Here is a 16,315-nt window from a genome sequence, read left to right on the forward strand (position 1 = left end):
GCCGGTGCCGCGTCGGCGGCACCGGCCGCACCAGCGCTCAGCAGGGCACCAGCTCCCGGTCACCGGCCCGCGCGGCGCCGTGGGCGCAGGGGCCGGCCGGGGCGTCGACGACGGGGATCACCCGGTGCAGACCCGTCACCCGCAGCACCCGGGACACCACCGGGTCGGGGTCGACCAGCACCAGCTCACCGCCCTGGGCGCGGACCCGCCGGTGCGCGGCGACCAGGGTGCGCACGCCGGCGGCGGAGAGCACCCGGACCCGGGACAGGTCGAGCCGGATCACCGGCCGGACCGGCGCGGACCACAGGGCGGCCCGGAACGCGGCCACCGTGGCGATGTCGACCTCGCCGGCGGCACGCACGTCGACCACCCGGTCACCCACGCTGACCTGGACGCGGAACCGCTCCTCGCGCTCTCCCATACCGACGAACCTATCCCCCACCCCCGACACTTCCGTCCGTCCCGAGGACGGGATCCGGGTACAGCCAGGGTCGGACCCCGAGGCGTCCCCGATCCCCCGCCGGGACGACGTCCGGGCTCCGGCGGAGCGATCGTGGGACGGACCGGTGGCGGCGGGTCGTCATGCTGGGAACATGATCCGCTTCGTTCTCAACGTGCTCTGGGCCATCTTCGGCAGCGGGATCGTGCTGGCGATCGGGTACGGCATCGCGGCCCTCGTCTGCTTCGCTCTGGTGATCACCATTCCGTTCGGGGTGGCCGCGCTGCGGCTGGCGTCGTACTCGCTCTGGCCCTTCGGCCGCACGGTGGTCACCAAGCCGAGCGCCGGGGTGGCGTCCGGTCTCGCCAACGTCGTCTGGGTCCTGGTGGCGGGCTGGTGGCTCGCGCTGGCGCACATCCTCGCCGGCGTCGCGCAGTGCGTGACGATCATCGGCATCCCGTTCGGCGTCGCCAACTTCAAGCTCGTCCCGGCCGCCCTGTGGCCGCTCGGCCAGGAGGTCGTGCCGGCCCCGTGACGCGCGCCCCGGCCCGGCGTGCGAGGGCGGCGGGTAGGGCTGGGCATACCCTGCGAGGTGGCCGTAGACGGCTGGGGCGGCACCCCACGTCCTCACTAGCGTCGACGGCATGACGACGGCTTCTCCCGCTCACCTCGCCGAGGCCCTGCGCCGACCCGGCTACCTGTTCACCGTCTGGCCGTGGCGCGCGCTGGCGTACCTGATCACGACCGTGCCGGTCGCCGGCGTGCTCTCCCTCGGACTGCTCGTCCTCGTCGCACCGCTGATCGCCTCGATCCGGACGGCGCGGTGGGACGGGCCGCCCACGTCGGCGCCGCTGGTGGCGTTCCTTGCGGTCGCCGGGCTGACCCTGCTCGGGCTGGCGCCGGCGGTGAGCATCCCCGTGGCGGTGGTGGAGCGGTGGCGGCTCGGCCTGGTCGACGACCGACCGGTGCCCGCCCCGGGATGGCGAGGGATGGCCGCGCGGTGGACCACCGCGGTGGGTTGGCGGGAGGCCGGGTACGCGTTCTGGCTGGCGACCGTGGTCCCGATCGCCTACTGGCTGGTGCTGCTGGTGGTGCTGCTCGACGGCAGTTTCATCGCCAGCCCCTGGGTCACCGGGACCGCCGAAGACGTCGTCGTCGGCTGGACCACGGTGGACAGCCCGCGCCAGGCCCTCCCGTACGCGGTCGTCGGGGTGCTGCTGGTGCCGGTGCTCTGGTACGGGCTCGGCCTGCTCGCCGCCGGGCAGGCGGCGGTGGCCCGTCGCGTGCTCGGCCGGACCGGCGATGAGACGGCCCTGCGCGAGGTCGCCCGGTCGCGGACCCGCCTGGCCAGTGCGTACGAGAGCGAGCGCCGCCGTATCGAGCGCGACGTGCACGACGGCGCGCAACCCCGGCTGACCAGCCTCTCCCTCCAGCTCGGGCTGGCCCGCCTGGACGTACCGGAGGACTCCCCCGCCGCGCGTCCGCTGGCCATCGCGCACGAGCAGGCGCGGGGGCTGATGGTGCTGCTGCGACAGATCGTGCAGGGCATCCGCCCGCAGAGCCTCGCCGAGCTGGGGCTGGCCGGAGCGGTCCGGGAGCTGGCCGCGGAGGCGACGATCCCGGTGACCGTCCACGCCGACCTGGACGAGCCGCTGCCGGAACTCACCGAGACCACCGCGTACTTCGTGGTGTCCGAGGCGCTCGGCAACGTCGCACGGCACGCCGACGCCGGCCGGGCGGAGGTGCGGCTCACCCGCGACGGCGGAACCGTCGTCGTGGAGGTGCACGACGACGGGAAAGGCGGCGCCGAACCGACCCGGGGCACCGGGCTGACCGGCCTCGCCGACCGGGTGGCCGCCGCGAACGGGCGACTGCTGCTGGCCAGCCCGACCGGCGGTCCTACGCTCGTCCGTGTGGAGCTGCCGTGCCGTTCGTGACCCGCGTCGTCCTCGCCGAGGACGAGGTGCTCCTGCGCGAGGGGCTGGTCGGCCTGCTCACCCGCTTCGGCTTCGAGGTGTGCGCGGCCGTCGGCTCCGCGCCGGAGCTGTCCGACGCCGTCCGCGAGCACGAGCCGGACCTCGTGGTCACCGACATCCGGATGCCGCCGGGCCGACACGACGACGGGCTGCGCGCGGCCGTCGCCCTGCGCGCCGAGCGGCCCGACCTCGCCGTGGTGGTGCTCAGCCAGTACGTGCAGACGGCGTACGCCTCGGCGCTGCTCGACTCGGGCGACGGCCGCCGGGTCGGCTACCTGCTCAAGGACCGGGTCGCGGAGGTCGCCGAGTTCGTCGACCACCTGCGCACCGTGGTCGACGGTGGCACCGTGATCGACCCGGACGTCGTCCGCCGGCTGCTGCACCGCCCCCGCGACCCGCTCACCGCGCTGTCCCCCCGGGAGCGGGAGGTGCTGACGCTGATCGCGGAGGGCCGGTCCAACGCTGCCATCGCCGGTGCGCTGCACGTCACCGAGGCTGCGGTCGGCAAGCACGTGGGCAACATCCTCACCAAGCTCGGCCTGCTGCCCAGCGACGACACCAACCGTCGGGTCCTCGCCGTGCTGACGTACCTGCGCGCCGCGCCCTGACCCGGCCGGAAGGACGGCAGCCCCGGGACGCGAAGCCCGGATCTATCCGGCCGGTACCGGCTGTTCGACGCGGTCGAGCCAGTCGGCGAGCAGCGCGGTCACGAGCCCGGAGAGTTCGATGACCAGCGGGTGGGGTGACGGCGCGTACCCCACCTGGATCGGCCGGGACGCCGACGGGACGGTGGCCTGCTTCGTCGCCGACATGCTGCTGGCCTGACCGCCGCGAGGTCTACCGCACCGCACGGGCGGCGAGGAAGCCGAGCACGGCGGCGGCGAACTCCGCCGGCCGGTTGACGTGCACGTGGTGACCGCCGCCGATGGTGACCAGCGTGGCGTCGGGCATCCGGTCGACCATCTCGGCGAGCAGGTGCTGCGGCATGGTGCTGTCCGGGCCGCCGCCGATCACCAGCGTCGGGACGTCGACGGTGTCGGTCCGGTCCCACCAGGCCGGGTCGGGGTCGTCGAGTTGGGCGCGGATGGCGTTGACAGCGGCGAAGTCGAACGGGGTCGGGGCGTCCGGGGGTGTCAGGGGCGGTCGCCTGAGCGTGCCCGGTCGGGGCGCGAACACGTCCTCCACGACCAGGTGGGTCAGGCGGTGCGGGGCGGCCTCGGCGAGCAGGATCGCCACGGTGCCGCCCATCGAATGACCGATCATGGCGCACCGCTCGACGTCGACCGCGTCGAGGAAGCCGAGCACGTCGTCGCGCATCAGCTCGAACGAGTACCGGCCCGGTCGCGCGCTGCGGCCGTGGCCCCGCAGGTCCAGCGCGTACACACGGTGCCGGTCGGCGAGGGCGGGCAGGACGCTGTGCCAGTCCCGTTCGTCGTCGCCGAGACCGTGCAGCAGCACCAGGGGCGGGTCGGCCGGGTCGCCCACGACGCGGTAGGCGAGGTCCACCCCGCCGACGGTGAGGTCACACAACGCGCCGACGGGCGATCCGCTCATGGGGGCAACCGTAGTGGTATCCGGCACGGCGAGGCGTACCCGTCGGCCGGCGCTCGTCGAGGATCTGCGGCAGCTGGATGATTCTCCGCACCTCGGACAACCGATTGACTTTCGATAGGTAGCGAGCGAGAATCGATGCATGGTCACAGCACAGCGGGCGGTGCTTCCGCTCAGGGTCTTTCTGGTGGTGTTGTTCGGGGTGTTGGTCATGTTGCAGACCTTCTCGTTGCCCGGGCAGTTCGCGTACATGGCGCAGGAGTCGCCGGAACACGCCTATCTGCGGTGGCCGTTGACGGCCGTGTCGGTGTTCTGGGTGCTGTGTGTGCAGGTGGTGATCGTCTGCACCTGGAAGTTGTTGACGTTGGTCAGGGACGACCGGATCTTCAGTGAGGCGTCGCTGCGGTGGGTGGACCTGATCGTGTGGGCCATCGCCGCGGCGTGGGTGGTGCTGGTGGGCGTGTTCCTGCTGGTCGGGTTCAACGCCGACGACCCGGGAGGGCCCCTGGTGCTGTTCCTGATCGTGGTGGGTGTGGCGGTGTTCGGGCTGCTGATGGTGGTGATGCGCGCCCTGCTGCGGCAGGCCACCGTGCTGCGCACCGACATGGAGGCGGTGATCTGATGCCGATCGTGGTGCGCATCGACGTGGAGTTGGCCAAACGCAAGATGAGCGTGGGCGAGTTCGCCGAGCGGGTGGGCCTCACGCCGGCGAACGTGGCCGTGCTGAAGAACGGCCGCGCCAAGGCCGTCCGTTTCAGCACCCTGGAAGCGATGTGCCGGGTCCTCGAATGCCAGCCCGGCGACCTCCTGGAATGGGTGGAGGAATGACGAACCACAGGGCGGATCCGGTGAAGTACGTCCTCGCCGTCCTCGCCGTCGCGATCGGCGTCGCCGCCGTCGTGTACGGGGAGTCCGACGACTCGCCCGGCCTCCAGTTCCTGGGCGCCGTGCTCGTCGTGGGCGCGCTCGCGTACGGCGTGCGGACCGCCCGACGCAGCAGGTAGCCGTACGGCCGCCGGCGCTCTCCCGCGCCGGCGGCCGTCTTCAGCGCAGCCGGCGGGCGGCGAACCGTGCCGGCGGATCGGCGATGGCCTCCTGGGCCGCGACCAACTGGATCTCCCGCGTGCCCGCCGCGAGTGTCGCCTCGAGGACGGCGAAGATGGATGCGGTGGTGCGCTCCAGCGCCGTCGCGGGCGAGCCGGTCGTGTGCAGATGCGCGAGGTACAGGGCGGCCGTGACGTCACCGCCACCGTTCGGGCTGATCGGCAGCAGCGGAGTGGTCACGGCCCAGGCGCCCTCGTCCGACACGGCCACCACCTCCAGCGACCCGTGCGGGACGTCGCCGTGGAGCACGCTGGTCACCAGCACGTGCCGCGGGCCCGTCGCCCGTACCATGTCGACCGCCTCCAGCAACGCCTCCGGCGAGTCCGTCGAGCGGCCGGACAGGAACTCCAGCTCGAACTGGTTCGGGGTGATGATGTCCGCCCGGGGTACGACCACGTCGCGCAGGTACTCCGGGATGCCGGGTCGGACGAACATGCCACGCCCGACGTCGCCCATCACCGGGTCGCAGCAGTAGACCGCGTCCGGGTTGGCCGCCTTCACCCGGTCCACCGCGTCCAGGATCACCGCGCCCATCGCCGGGTCGCCCTGGTAGCCCGACAGCACCGCGTCGGCGCTTCCGAGGACGCCCCGGTCCGCGATTCCCTCGATGACCTCGGCGACGTCGGCCGGAGCCAGCAGCGGTCCCCGCCACGCGCCGTAGCCGGTGTGGTTCGAGAAGTGCACGGTGAGCACCGGCCAGACCTCGTGGCCGAGGCGCTGGAGCGGGAACACGGCCGCCGAGTTGCCCACGTGGCCGTAGGCGACCGATGACTGGATGGACAGGATCTTCACCACGTCATCATGACGGTTTCCCCGGGACAGGCCGGCGGTGACCCCGGCTCCAGCACCGCCGGGTGCGCCCGCCGGCCGATCGCCGACGGTACGTGGTCACGCAGCCCGGCTCTTCCTGCCGGGTGCGGCCGGGCGGAGACGGCGGCCGGCCGCCAACCCGGGCGATCCTCCGCCGAGCTGGTCATGATCGCCGGTGCGGCCGGCGCCGACCACCGGCGGCGCGCCGGTCGCACCCACCGGCCTCTGCGCGGCGCGCAGCGCCCGCTGGGCCGTGTTCCAGGTGGCGCAGGGCCACGCCTGGCCGGCGCAGAGCAGGCTGCGACAGCCGCCGCCGTCGTCGGGCTGGTGCGTGTCGGCCACGTCGAGGGCGAGATCCCACAGCAGGGGATCGGTCACCTCCGGCGGACGGTCGGTATGGCGGTCCGGTCGATTTCGGCTGGTGTCGGACATCGTGCGGCCCCCCTCATGAGCTGTGCTCCCTTAACCTTCACCCGGAACACCGCGGGGTAAACGGCGCCCGACCGCCACGATGGAGGGGATCGTCCCCTGCTCAGGCCGATCCGTCGCCCTCCGGGCAGCAGACGGTGAGCGCCCCGGGAACGACCCGCACCTTGAGCTTGGTGACCGCGCCCCGCGCTCCCCCGTCCAACTCGTACGTGCGCGGGGCCGCCAGGCGGACCTTCACCTTGCGCCCCCGGGTGATCCGCAGGAAAGGCGAATCCTCCGACCGGCCCGCCGCCATCTGGCCGAGCGTGCGGGCCCAGTCGAGGGCGCCGTTGGCGGTGGCCACGCCGACCTCCAGGCAGCCGTCGTCCGGGCGCGCGTCGTCGAAGGCCGGGATGCCGCCGGTGATGGTGCCGACGTTGCCGAAGAGCACGCAGCTCGCCGCACCGTCGAACCATTTCGTGCCGTCGACGGTGATCCGGGTCCGGACCAGTTCCCCCCGGACGTGCCGCAGCCCCGTCCACATGTAGGCGAGTCGGCCGAACCGGCCCTTGAGGTCGCGGTCGGCATCCCGGATGAGGTCGCCGTCGAAACCGGCACCGGCCATCACCGCGAAGTGCTCGCCGTTGAGGCGCCCCAAATCCAGGGCGCGGCGGCGGCCGTGCAGCCCGATCCGTACCGCCTCGGGCAGGTCCTCGGGGATCCCGAGGTTGGCGGCGAAGAGGTTCGCGGTGCCGGCGGGCAGGATCGCCATCGCGGTGCCCGAGCCGGCGAGCGTGTCGGCGCAACGCTGGACCATGCCGTCCCCACCCCAGACGAAGATCAGGTCGGCGCCCTTCTTCAGCGCTCTGCGGACCTTCTTCGGGGCCTTGCGGCTCTTGGGAACCTCGTACCAGAGCAGGTCGTCGACGCCCGCGCCGGCCAGTTCCGCGCGCAGGGCGTCGAGGCCGCCGCCGAGGGTCTTCCTCCGGTGCGCGACGACCGCGACCGTGCCGACGCCGGTCGTGACCGGGTTACCGCGCTGCGAGGTACTCGTGCTCATGCCCGCCGGTGTTACCCCATCGGCGTCCCTCCCACGCTCCACGCGACCGACGACCAGGAAAGGCGACTGACGACCTGACCGGTTCTCGACAGGAAAAGGAATTCTCACACCGACGGGAGCGCTCTTGTGCGCCGGTCATTGTTTCGGCAGCCCAAAGCCGGTCCGTCATCCGACATCGTAACAGCATTCACAATTGTCTGCGTTTTACTTCCATTGCCACCCCATGGCACCGGTCGGCCCCCGCCGAATTGCGGGCATCGGGGAACCACAACGGGAGGTAATGCGAATTGTCCAGAGGAAGAATTGCGCTGGCCGCCGCCGGTCTCGCCGTCGCGCTCGGCGTCCTGGCCGCCGGCCCGGCCGCCGCGGCGCCCACGCCGGCCGCCTCCGGCGCACCGGGTGCCTTCCGGCCCGCCGGCGCGAACGGGATCGCGGACAGCTTCATCGTCATGCTGAAGGACGGCGGTCGGGAGTCCGCGCGCCTGGCCGGCAACCGGTTGGCGGCGCGCCACCGGGCCACCGTCACCCACGTCTTCGCCTCGCTGAAGGGCTTCACCGCCCGGATGTCCACGACGGACGCGAAGGCACTCAGCCGGGACCCCGCGGTGGCGTACGTCGAGCAGGACGGCCACATGCGGGGCACCGACGTCCAGCCGAACCCGACCTCGTGGGGACTCGACCGCGCCGACCAGCCACGGCTGCCGCTCAACGGTGCCTACACCTACCCGACCACCGGCGCCGGTGTGCACGCGTACGTCCTGGACAGCGGCATCCGGTCCACGCACACCGACTTCGCCGGACGGGCCAGCCGGGACGCGGACTTCGTCGGCGACGGCCGGAACGGCAACGACTGCCACGGGCACGGCACCCACGTCGCCGGCACGGTCGGCGGCACCGCCCACGGGGTGGCCAAGGCCGTCCGGGTGCACGCCGTCCGGGTGTTGAACTGCGCCAACAGCGGCCAGTGGTCCTGGTTCGTGTCCGGCGTCGACTGGGTGATCGCCAACGGCGCACGACCGGCGGTCATCAACGCGAGCCTCGGTGGCGGGGGCAACACCGCGGCGGACGCGGCGGTGAACCGGGCGGTCGCCGCCGGCATCCCCGTCGTCGTGGCGGCCGGCAACGACAACGCCGACGCCTGCGGCTTCTCGCCGGCCCGCGTACCGGCCGCCGTCACGGTGGCGAACGCGACCTCGGCCGACGCCCGCTCCGGCACCTCCAACTTCGGCCGCTGCGTGGACCTGTTCGCCCCCGGGGCGGGCATCACGTCCGCGGGCATCGCCAGCGACACGGCCACGGCGGTGTTCTCCGGCACCTCGATGGCGTCCCCGCACGTGGCGGGCACGGCCGCCACGATCCTCCAGCGCAGCCCGTCGAGCACGCCCGCGCAGGTGGCCGCCACGATCGTCAACCAGGCGACGACCGGCGTCATCACCGACGCCCGGCCGGAGACGCCGAACCGGATGCTGTTCTCGGGCAACGACGGTTTCGGCAGCGGCCAAGGTGACTTCAACGGCGACGGGCGCGTGGACGTCGCCACCTTCACCCGGGGCGGCAGCGGGGACGTGTACGTCGCGCTGTCCACCGGCTCGTCCTTCGCGGGCACGGCGGTCAAGTGGCACGACGCCTTCGCGTTCGGCAACGAGGTTCCGCTCGTCGGCGACTTCAACGGTGACAACCGCGACGACATCGCCACCTTCACCCGGGGCGGCGCCGGCGACGTGTACGTCGCCCTCTCCACCGGCTCGTCCTTCGTCGGCACGGCGGTGAAGTGGCACGACGCCTTCGCCTTCGGCTGGGAGATCCCCGTGGTCGGCGACTTCAACGGCGACAACCGCGACGACATCGCCACGTTCACCCGCGGTGCGGCCGCCGACGTCTACGTCGCCCGCTCCACCGGCTCGTCCTTCGTGGGGACCGCCGTCAAGTGGCACGACCTCTTCGCCGTCGGCTGGGAGATCCCCCTGGTCGGCGACTTCAACGGCGACAACCGCGACGACATCGCCACCTTCACCCGCAGCGGCACCGCCGACGTGTACGTCGCCCTCTCCACCGGCACGTCGTTCGTCGGCACGGCGGTGAAGTGGCACGACTTCTTCGCCGTGGGTTCGGAGATCCCGACCGTCGGCGACTTCAACGGCGACAACCGCGACGACATCGCCACCTTCACCCGGGGTGGCACCGGAGACGTGTACGTCGCCCTCTCCACCGGCTCGTCGTTCGTCGGCACGGCGGTGAAATGGCACGACTCGTTCGCGTACGGCGGCGAGGTTCCGGGCGCCGGGGACGTCACCGGCGACGGCCGCGACGACCTGGTGGTGTTCACGCGCGGCCCGGCGGCCGACGCGTTCGTGGCCCGGTCCACCGGCTCGTCGTTCCTGGGCAGCGGAGTGAAGTGGCACGACTTCTTCGCCGCCGGGACCGAGATCCCCGCGCCGGGCGTGCTCTGGTAGGCATCGGACCGGCGGGCAGGGGGAGGTCGCCGGGCGGCGGCCTCCCCCTGCGCGGGTCTAGAGGGTACGGGCGAGCCGGTCGGCGAGGATCCGGGTGAACCGGGACGGGTCGGCCAGTTCCCCGCCCTCGGCGAGCAGCGCGATGCCGTACAGCAGCTCCGCGGTCTCCTTCAGCGACTCCTCGGTGCCGCCCTGCTCGCGGGCCTTGCGCAGGCCGGTGACGAGCGGGTGCCCCGGGTTGAGTTCGAGGATCCGCTTGACCGACGGCACCTCGTGCCCCATCGCCCGGTACATCTTCTCCAGCGTCGGGGTGATGTCGTGGGCGTCGCCGACGACGCAGGCCGGGGAGGTGGTCAGCCGCGACGACAGCCGGACCTCCTTGACCGCGTCGGCGAGGACCCCGCCCATCCAGGTGAGCAGGTCGGCGTACTCGGTGCGCTGCCGCTCCCGCTCGGCCTCCGCCTCGGCCTTCTCCTCCTCGGTGTCGAGGTCCACCTGACCCTTGGCGATCGACCGCAGCGTCTTCCCGTCGTACTGGCCGACCCGCTCGACCCACACCTCGTCGACCGGGTCGGTGAGCAGCAGCACCTCGTAGCCCTTGGCCCGGAACGCCTCCATGTGCGGCGAGTTCTCGATGGTCGTCCGGGACTCGCCGGTGGCGTAGTAGATGTCCGTCTGGCCGTCCTTCATCCGGCCGACGTACCCGGCGAGGTCGGTGGGCTCGGCCGGGTCGTGGGTCGAGGCGACCGACAGGATCTCCAGGAGGACGTCCCGGTTCTCCGTGTCGTCGATCAGGCCCTCCTTGACGGCGGGGCCGAACTCGGTCCAGAAGGTCCGGTACTTCTCCGGCTGCTTCGTCTTCAGGTCGCGGACGGTGGCGAGCACCTTCTTCACCAGCCGACGGCGGACGACCTGGATCTGCCGGTCCTGCTGGAGGATCTCCCGGGAGATGTTCAGCGACAGGTCGTGCGCGTCGACCACGCCCTTGACGAAGCGCAGGTAGTTCGGCATCAGCGCTTCGCAGTCGTCCATGATGAAGACGCGCTTGACGTAGAGCTGCACCCCTCGGCGGCCCTGCGGGGAGAACAGGTCCAGCGGCGCGTGGGACGGCAGGAAGAGCAGCGCCTCGTACTCGAAGGTGCCCTCGCCCCGCATGTGCACGACCTCGAGGGGGTCGGCCCAGTCGTGGCTGACGTGCCGGTAGAACTCGTGGTACTCGGCCTCGTCGACCTCGTCGCGGGGCCGGGCCCAGAGCGCCTTCATCGAGTTGAGGGTCTGCACCTCGACGGTCGGGGCGTCGCCGTCGGCGCCGGGGCGCTCCACGCTCATCCGGATCGGCCAGGCGATGAAGTCGGAGTACCGCTTGACGATCTCCCGCAGGGTCCACTCGGCGGTGTAGTCGTGCAGGTTGTCCTCGGTGTCGACCGGTTTCAGGTGCAGGGTGACCGAGGTGCCCTGCGGCGCGTCCTCGATGCCCTCGACGGTGTAGGTGCCCTCGCCGGTCGACTCCCAGCGGGTACCGCCGCTCTCCCCCGCCCGCCGGGTGACCAGCTCGACCCGGTCGGCCACCATGAACGCCGCGTAGAACCCGACTCCGAACTGACCGATCAGCTCCTGCGACGTACCCGCGTCGGAGGACTCGCGCAGCGTCCGCAGCAGCTCCGCGGTGCCCGACTTGGCGATCGTGCCGATCACCTGGACCACCTCGTCCCGCGACATCCCGATGCCGTTGTCCCGGACGGTGAGGGTCCGCGCGTCCCGGTCCACCTCGATGGCGATGTGCAGGTCGGTGGTGTCGACGTCGAGGTCCTTGTCCACCAGGGACGCCAGCCGCACCTTGTCCAAGGCGTCGGAGGCGTTCGAGATCAGCTCGCGCAGGAAGACGTCCTTGTTCGAGTAGATCGAGTGGACCATCAGCTGGAGCAGCTGACGTGCCTCGGCCTGGAACTCCAACGTCTCGGCCCGGTTGCTCACACCGTGTCCTTTCATGCTCGACGACCACGAGAAGGTTCGCGGAAAGGATACGAGCCGTCGCGGACGGCGATGCGACGACGCCCGGCCGGTGGTGCCGGCCGGGCGTCGTCGAGGAGGGTACGCGTCAGAGGCTGAGCCGCTGACCCGGGAAGATCAGCCCGGGGTCGTCGCCGACGACGCGCTCGTTGCGCTCGTACAGCGCCCGCCAGCCGCCGTCGACGTCGTGCGAGGTGGCGATCTTGGCGAGGGTGTCGCCCGGCTCGACCACGTGGCTCTCGCCGCTGCTCGACGGTGTGGTGTTCCGCGTCGAGCGGTCGTTGCCCGAGTCGCGCTTCGTCGTGCCGGAGTCGCGCTTCGTCGTGCCCGACTCCGAGGACCGCTCGGCCTTCTTCGGCGTGTACGCCTTGGTGGAGCCGCCCCGCTTGCCGCAGGTCGGCCACGCGCCGATGCCCTGGCCGTCGAGCACCCGCTCGGCGACCGCGATCTGCTCGCCGCGGCTGGCCAGGTCGGCCCGCTTGGCGTACTTCAGGCCGCCGTAGCCCTCCCAGGTGCCCTGGGCGAACTGGAGGCCGCCGTAGTAGCCGTTGCCGGTGTTGATGCTCCAGTTGCCGCTGGACTCGCACTCGGCGATCGCGTCCCAGTTGACGCTCGCGGCCTGCGCCGGTGCGGCCGGGCCGAAGATCGCCACCGCGCCGGTCACGGCGCCGACGGCGAGCGTGCCGAGAGCGGTACGACGGGCGGTGCGACGGTGCCGGGGCTGGTAGTCAGATGTCATCGATGTGTCCTCCACGCCTGCGAGGTCAGCTGTCGGGTTCGGGCCGAGGAGCCCGGCCGCCGAGGCGGCTTCACCCCGAGGTGACGTGCACCGAGGAACGTGTGGGTCCCCCGCTCCATGCCTGGTGACGGGTACCGACGGCCGGCGGCAGGATTAGGCGTTACCGACCGTGGAGTTCGCGTCGCGAACCCGCTCGACGTTAGGAGCGCTTCGCGCCGATTGCCCACTTCTCGTGAACTTCCTCACCGCCACGCACGGGAGCACGAGCCGCCAACTTGCGCCCCACCCGTACCTGTGATCGCCCGCCCCCCTTGGCCGCCACCTGTGGCGGGGCCACAGGTGTGGATGCGGATGCCCGGGGGTACAGATCACCTCCGGGGTGGCGACGGATGCGCGAGCGTCCGCAGGTGCCAGGATGGGGCAGCTAACGCCAGCAAGGGGTGGTCGGCCCCGGAACGGGGCTGCGATGGGACTCGGTCGAGGGTGACGCAACGGGTGGGTGACCTCTTCGTCGGTGGTGGGGACACCGGGCGGCTGATGGCCCGGCTCGACTGGTCCCTGACGCCCCTCGGCGCGGTCGAGGGCTGGCCGCAGAGCCTGCGCGCCGCCGTGCGGATGGTGCTGTCGTCCCGCTACCCCATGCTGCTGCTGTGGGGGCCGGAGTTCACCCAGCTCTACAACGACGCCTACTCGGCACTGATCGGGGACAAGCACCCCGGCGCGCTCGGCGACGACGTGCGGGTCACCCTGGCCGAGGGTTGGGACGTGCTGGCCCCGCTCATCCACGACGCGATGGCGACCGGGGTGGCCAGCTGGGTGCCGGCCCTCCAGCTGCTGCTCGACCGCTCCGGCTACCGCGAGGAGGCGTACTTCAGCGTCTCGCACGCGCCGGCCCGCGACGACGATGGCCGTACGGTCGGGGTGCTCACCGTGTGCAGCGAGGTGACCGAGCAGGTGGTCGGCGAGCGCCGGCTGCGGCTGCTGCGGGACCTGACGGTCGGCGGGGACGGGCGCACCGTGGACGTGGCCGGCACCTGCCACCGGCTGGCCCGGGCCATCGGCGGGTACCCGCTGGACGTCCCGTTCGCCGCGATCTACCTGCGCGACGGCAGCCTGCTCCGGCGGGCGGCGTGCGTCGGCGGTGACCTGGTGGCCGCGGCGCTTCCGGAGAGCGTGCCGGCTGGCGACGGGCGGGACTGGGGCCTGGGGGAAGGCGCGGCGGGCACGGTCACCGAGGTCACCGGTGTCGGCGACCGACTCGCCCTGACCGGCGGCCCGTGGGAGGACCCGGTCGCTTCGGCGCTGGCTCTTCCCCTGCCGTCCGCCGAGGCGGACCAACCGCTGGGGGTGCTGCTCGTCGGGGTCAGCCCGAGCCGGGGACTGGACGAGGCGTACCGGTCCTTCTTCCACCTGCTCGCGCAGCAGGTGGCGGTCGCGGTCCGCAACGCGTCCGCGTACGAGGAGGAGCGGCGGCGCGCCGAGGCGCTGGCCGAGCTGGACCGCGTGAAGACGAGCTTCTTCACCAACGTCAGCCACGAGTTCCGTACCCCGCTGACCCTCATGCTCGGTCCGCTGGCCGACGCCCTCAACGATCCGGAGCATCCGCTGCCGGCCACCCAGCGGGAGCGGGTGGACACGGCGTGGCGCAACGCCACGCGGCTGTTGACGTTGGTCAACAGCCTGCTCACGTTTTCCAGCCTGGAGGCCGGCCAGGCGCGCAGCGACGCCCGCGAGATCGACCTGGCGGGCCTCACCGCCGAGTTGGCCAGCGTCTTCCGGGCCGCCATCGAGCGGGCCGGTCTGCGGCTGGAGGTGGTCTGCCCGCCGCTGCCCCGCCCGGTCGGCGTCGATCCGGTCGGCTGGGAACGCATCGTCACGAACCTGCTGTCCAACGCCCTGAAGTACACGTTCGTCGGCGCGATCCGGGTCGCCGTGGAGGCCGATGACGAGGAGGTGCGGCTGATCGTCGCCGACACCGGCATCGGCATCGCCCCGGAGGATCTGCCCCGCCTGTTCGAGCGGTTCCACCGGGTGCAGGGCGCCCGCTCCCGCAGTCACGAGGGCACCGGCATCGGCCTGGCCCTGGTCCGGGAACTGGCCCGCCTGGAGGGCGGGGACGTACGGGTGGAGAGCCGCGTGGGGACGGGGGCCACGTTCACCGTGGCGCTGCCCTGGGCGACGGTCGGCCGGGACGCGCCGCCGGCGACCGACGTTCCGGACCGGGGTCTGACCGCCCGAGCCGCCGTCCAGGAGGCGACCGGCTGGTTGACCGACGCGGCGTCCGCGTCGGCGGCTGCTTCCGCGTACGCGGCGCGCGGGGCACGGATCCTGGTCGCCGACGACAACGCCGACATGCGCGCGTACCTGGTCCGCCTGCTCACCGGCCAGGGCTGGCAGGTGGAGACCGTCGGCGACGGGCAGGCCGCCCTCGCCGCCATCCACCGGGACCCGCCGGACCTGGTTCTGACCGACGTGATGATGCCCGACGTCGACGGCTTCGAGCTGGTCCGCCGGCTGCGCGACGAGCCGTCGACCCGGACCCTGCCGATCGTGGTGCTCTCCGCCCGCGCCGGCGGCGACGCCAGCATCGCGGGCCTGGACCTGGGCGCCGACGACTACGTGATCAAGCCCTTCGCCACCGCGGAGCTGATCGCCCGGGTACGGGCCGTCCTGCACCGTGCCCGCGAACGGTCACCGCAGCCGCACGCCGACGGCCCGCCCACCGAGGGGGGCACGGTCCGCGGGTCGGAGGACCCCGCCCGGGCCACCGCCGTGGTCCGACCGCCGGCGGCCCTCACCCCGCCGGCCGATCCGGGCGACACCCCCGCGGTACGCCGAGCCGCCGGACCGGCGCCCGGCACGCAGCCCGCTTCCGCCGTCGACATCGGTGGCGCACCGCCGAGTCGCACGGTGAACGGCGCGCGGGCAGGCGTCGACGTGGACAGTGCCGGCCGGCGGTCGCGGGCGGACGTCGACCGCGCCGGCCCCGTGGCCGCCCTGGACATCGGCTGGACGTACCCGTCGGAGCCCACCTCCGCCGCGGCGATGCGCCGGGACGTGCGTACGGCCCTGGAGTCGCTGAACCTGGACCGGGACATCGTGCAGGACCTGCTGGTGGCCGCGTCCGAGGCGGTCAACAACGCCGTGGAGCACGCCCAGCGGCCGACCCGGCCGGAGGTGCGGGTCGGACTCCGGGTGTCCGAGGGCACGGTCCGGATCGCCGTACGCGACTTCGGGACCTGGCGGAACCGCCGCCCGGCAATGGATCGGGGCCGCGGCGCGACGCTCATGAACGCGTACGGCGACGTGCGGCTGGTCTCGACCGCCGAGGGCACCACCGTCACCATCGAGCGCCGGCTGACCGAGGACGACACGGCGAACCACGGAGTGACCACCGCCCGTCCGTGACCCCGCCGATCTTGGACGAAATTGGCCCTCCCAGGGGCCGAAATCGTCCAAGATCTCGACCGGGGACCCGCCACGACGGCGCGTGTGGGGTCCGCTTCGCGCGTGTGGGATCCGCTTCGCGGGTCGAGATCCCTTTCCCCGTTTGACGTGCCCACGATGTGGTCGCTTCCGTCCGCGGTCCAGGACGAGGCCTAGATCCACTCGATGTCATTGAAATCGGGGTGTCGGACGCACCGGGACACCCCGATTTCATTGACATCGAGTGGACCTTGGAGCTGGCCCCCCTGGGGACCCGTCCTGCCAGGTCGGCGGACGGTCCCTGTCTGCGTCCGATGTCTGGTTTCGGGTGCGGTGTCC

General features: G+C 72.4%; 16 protein-coding genes and 1 riboswitch. Of the genes, 9 read left to right on the top strand and 7 right to left on the bottom strand.

Annotated features, from left to right (window positions below; genetic code table 11):
- Positions 1-37: 37 nt before the first annotated feature.
- On the bottom strand, positions 38-421 hold the full coding sequence (locus ACTMSW_RS29880; protein WP_441184106.1) for an STAS domain-containing protein: 384 nt from the start codon (positions 419-421) through the stop codon (positions 38-40).
- A gap of 172 nt (positions 422-593) precedes the next feature.
- Here ACTMSW_RS29880 and ACTMSW_RS29885 point away from each other — a divergent pair, with 172 nt between their 5' ends.
- The 4 genes from ACTMSW_RS29885 (at position 594) to ACTMSW_RS29900 (ending at position 3,240) form a co-directional block, all read left to right on the top strand.
- Positions 594-974 (top strand): YccF domain-containing protein, encoded by a 381-nt coding sequence (locus ACTMSW_RS29885; protein WP_441184107.1) that lies wholly within the window; start codon positions 594-596, stop codon positions 972-974.
- Positions 975-1,083: 109 nt separating this feature from the next.
- Positions 1,084-2,376 (top strand): histidine kinase, encoded by a 1,293-nt coding sequence (locus ACTMSW_RS29890; RefSeq protein ID WP_441184108.1) that lies wholly within the window; start codon positions 1,084-1,086, stop codon positions 2,374-2,376.
- Complete coding sequence (locus ACTMSW_RS29895) at positions 2,364-3,023, top strand: response regulator (RefSeq protein WP_441184109.1); 660 nt, start codon at positions 2,364-2,366, stop codon at positions 3,021-3,023. Before ACTMSW_RS29890 ends, ACTMSW_RS29895 begins: the two co-directional genes overlap by 13 nt.
- Before the next feature lie 118 nt (positions 3,024-3,141).
- Positions 3,142-3,240: a DUF4241 domain-containing protein gene (locus ACTMSW_RS29900; RefSeq protein ID WP_441184110.1), complete on the top strand. Its 99-nt coding sequence runs from the start codon at positions 3,142-3,144 to the stop codon at positions 3,238-3,240.
- A gap of 12 nt (positions 3,241-3,252) precedes the next feature.
- On the opposite strand, the gene ACTMSW_RS29905 is transcribed toward ACTMSW_RS29900, so the two are convergent.
- Positions 3,253-3,969, bottom strand: a complete 717-nt coding sequence (locus ACTMSW_RS29905) for an alpha/beta fold hydrolase (protein WP_441184112.1) — start codon at positions 3,967-3,969, stop codon at positions 3,253-3,255.
- A gap of 139 nt (positions 3,970-4,108) precedes the next feature.
- On the opposite strand from ACTMSW_RS29905, the gene ACTMSW_RS29910 reads away from it, so the two are divergent.
- From ACTMSW_RS29910 to ACTMSW_RS29920, 3 genes are read left to right on the top strand one after another with little or no spacing between them, the layout of a single operon-like run.
- Positions 4,109-4,588, top strand: a complete 480-nt coding sequence (locus tag ACTMSW_RS29910; protein WP_441184113.1) for a DUF2975 domain-containing protein — start codon at positions 4,109-4,111, stop codon at positions 4,586-4,588.
- Positions 4,588-4,794: a helix-turn-helix domain-containing protein gene (locus tag ACTMSW_RS29915; protein WP_184690149.1), complete on the top strand. Its 207-nt coding sequence runs from the start codon at positions 4,588-4,590 to the stop codon at positions 4,792-4,794. Before ACTMSW_RS29910 ends, ACTMSW_RS29915 begins: the two co-directional genes overlap by 1 nt.
- A complete protein-coding gene (locus ACTMSW_RS29920) occupies positions 4,791-4,970 on the top strand; it encodes a hypothetical protein (RefSeq protein WP_441184114.1) in 180 nt (59 codons plus the stop codon). Before ACTMSW_RS29915 ends, ACTMSW_RS29920 begins: the two co-directional genes overlap by 4 nt.
- Before the next feature lie 40 nt (positions 4,971-5,010).
- Here the strand turns inward: ACTMSW_RS29920 and pdxY are convergent, their stop codons facing one another.
- The 3 genes from pdxY to ACTMSW_RS29935 form a co-directional block, all read right to left on the bottom strand.
- Complete coding sequence (gene pdxY, locus ACTMSW_RS29925; RefSeq protein WP_441184115.1) at positions 5,011-5,862, bottom strand: pyridoxal kinase PdxY; 852 nt, start codon at positions 5,860-5,862, stop codon at positions 5,011-5,013.
- Between the two features lie 96 nt (positions 5,863-5,958).
- Positions 5,959-6,312 carry a hypothetical protein gene (locus ACTMSW_RS29930; protein WP_441184116.1) on the bottom strand — a complete coding sequence of 118 codons (354 nt, stop codon included), beginning with the start codon at positions 6,310-6,312 and terminating at the stop codon, positions 5,959-5,961.
- Between the two features lie 100 nt (positions 6,313-6,412).
- On the bottom strand, positions 6,413-7,348 hold the full coding sequence (locus tag ACTMSW_RS29935; protein WP_441184117.1) for a diacylglycerol/lipid kinase family protein: 936 nt from the start codon (positions 7,346-7,348) through the stop codon (positions 6,413-6,415).
- A 287-nt stretch (positions 7,349-7,635) separates the two neighbouring features.
- Here ACTMSW_RS29935 and ACTMSW_RS29940 point away from each other — a divergent pair, with 287 nt between their 5' ends.
- Positions 7,636-9,801 carry a S8 family serine peptidase gene (locus ACTMSW_RS29940; protein ID WP_441184118.1) on the top strand — a complete coding sequence of 722 codons (2,166 nt, stop codon included), beginning with the start codon at positions 7,636-7,638 and terminating at the stop codon, positions 9,799-9,801.
- Between the two features lie 57 nt (positions 9,802-9,858).
- Here ACTMSW_RS29940 and htpG read toward each other — a convergent pair whose 3' ends face one another.
- Entirely contained in the window at positions 9,859-11,775 is a 1,917-nt protein-coding gene (gene htpG / locus ACTMSW_RS29945; protein WP_441184120.1) for a molecular chaperone HtpG, read from the bottom strand.
- A gap of 124 nt (positions 11,776-11,899) precedes the next feature.
- Positions 11,900-12,550, bottom strand: a complete 651-nt coding sequence (locus tag ACTMSW_RS29950; RefSeq protein WP_441184122.1) for a transglycosylase family protein — start codon at positions 12,548-12,550, stop codon at positions 11,900-11,902.
- A riboswitch (cyclic di-AMP (ydaO/yuaA leader) is annotated at positions 12,550-12,720 on the bottom strand. Its footprint overlaps the gene before it by 1 nt.
- A gap of 325 nt (positions 12,721-13,045) precedes the next feature.
- Here ACTMSW_RS29950 and ACTMSW_RS29955 point away from each other — a divergent pair.
- Positions 13,046-15,958 (top strand): ATP-binding protein, encoded by a 2,913-nt coding sequence (locus ACTMSW_RS29955; protein WP_441184123.1) that lies wholly within the window; start codon positions 13,046-13,048, stop codon positions 15,956-15,958.
- The last annotated feature ends 357 nt before the right edge of the window (positions 15,959-16,315 follow it).

Origin of the sequence: Micromonospora sp. BQ11 (assembly GCF_052068135.1) — a bacterium.
Classification (GTDB): Bacteria; Actinomycetota; Actinomycetes; order Mycobacteriales; family Micromonosporaceae; genus Micromonospora.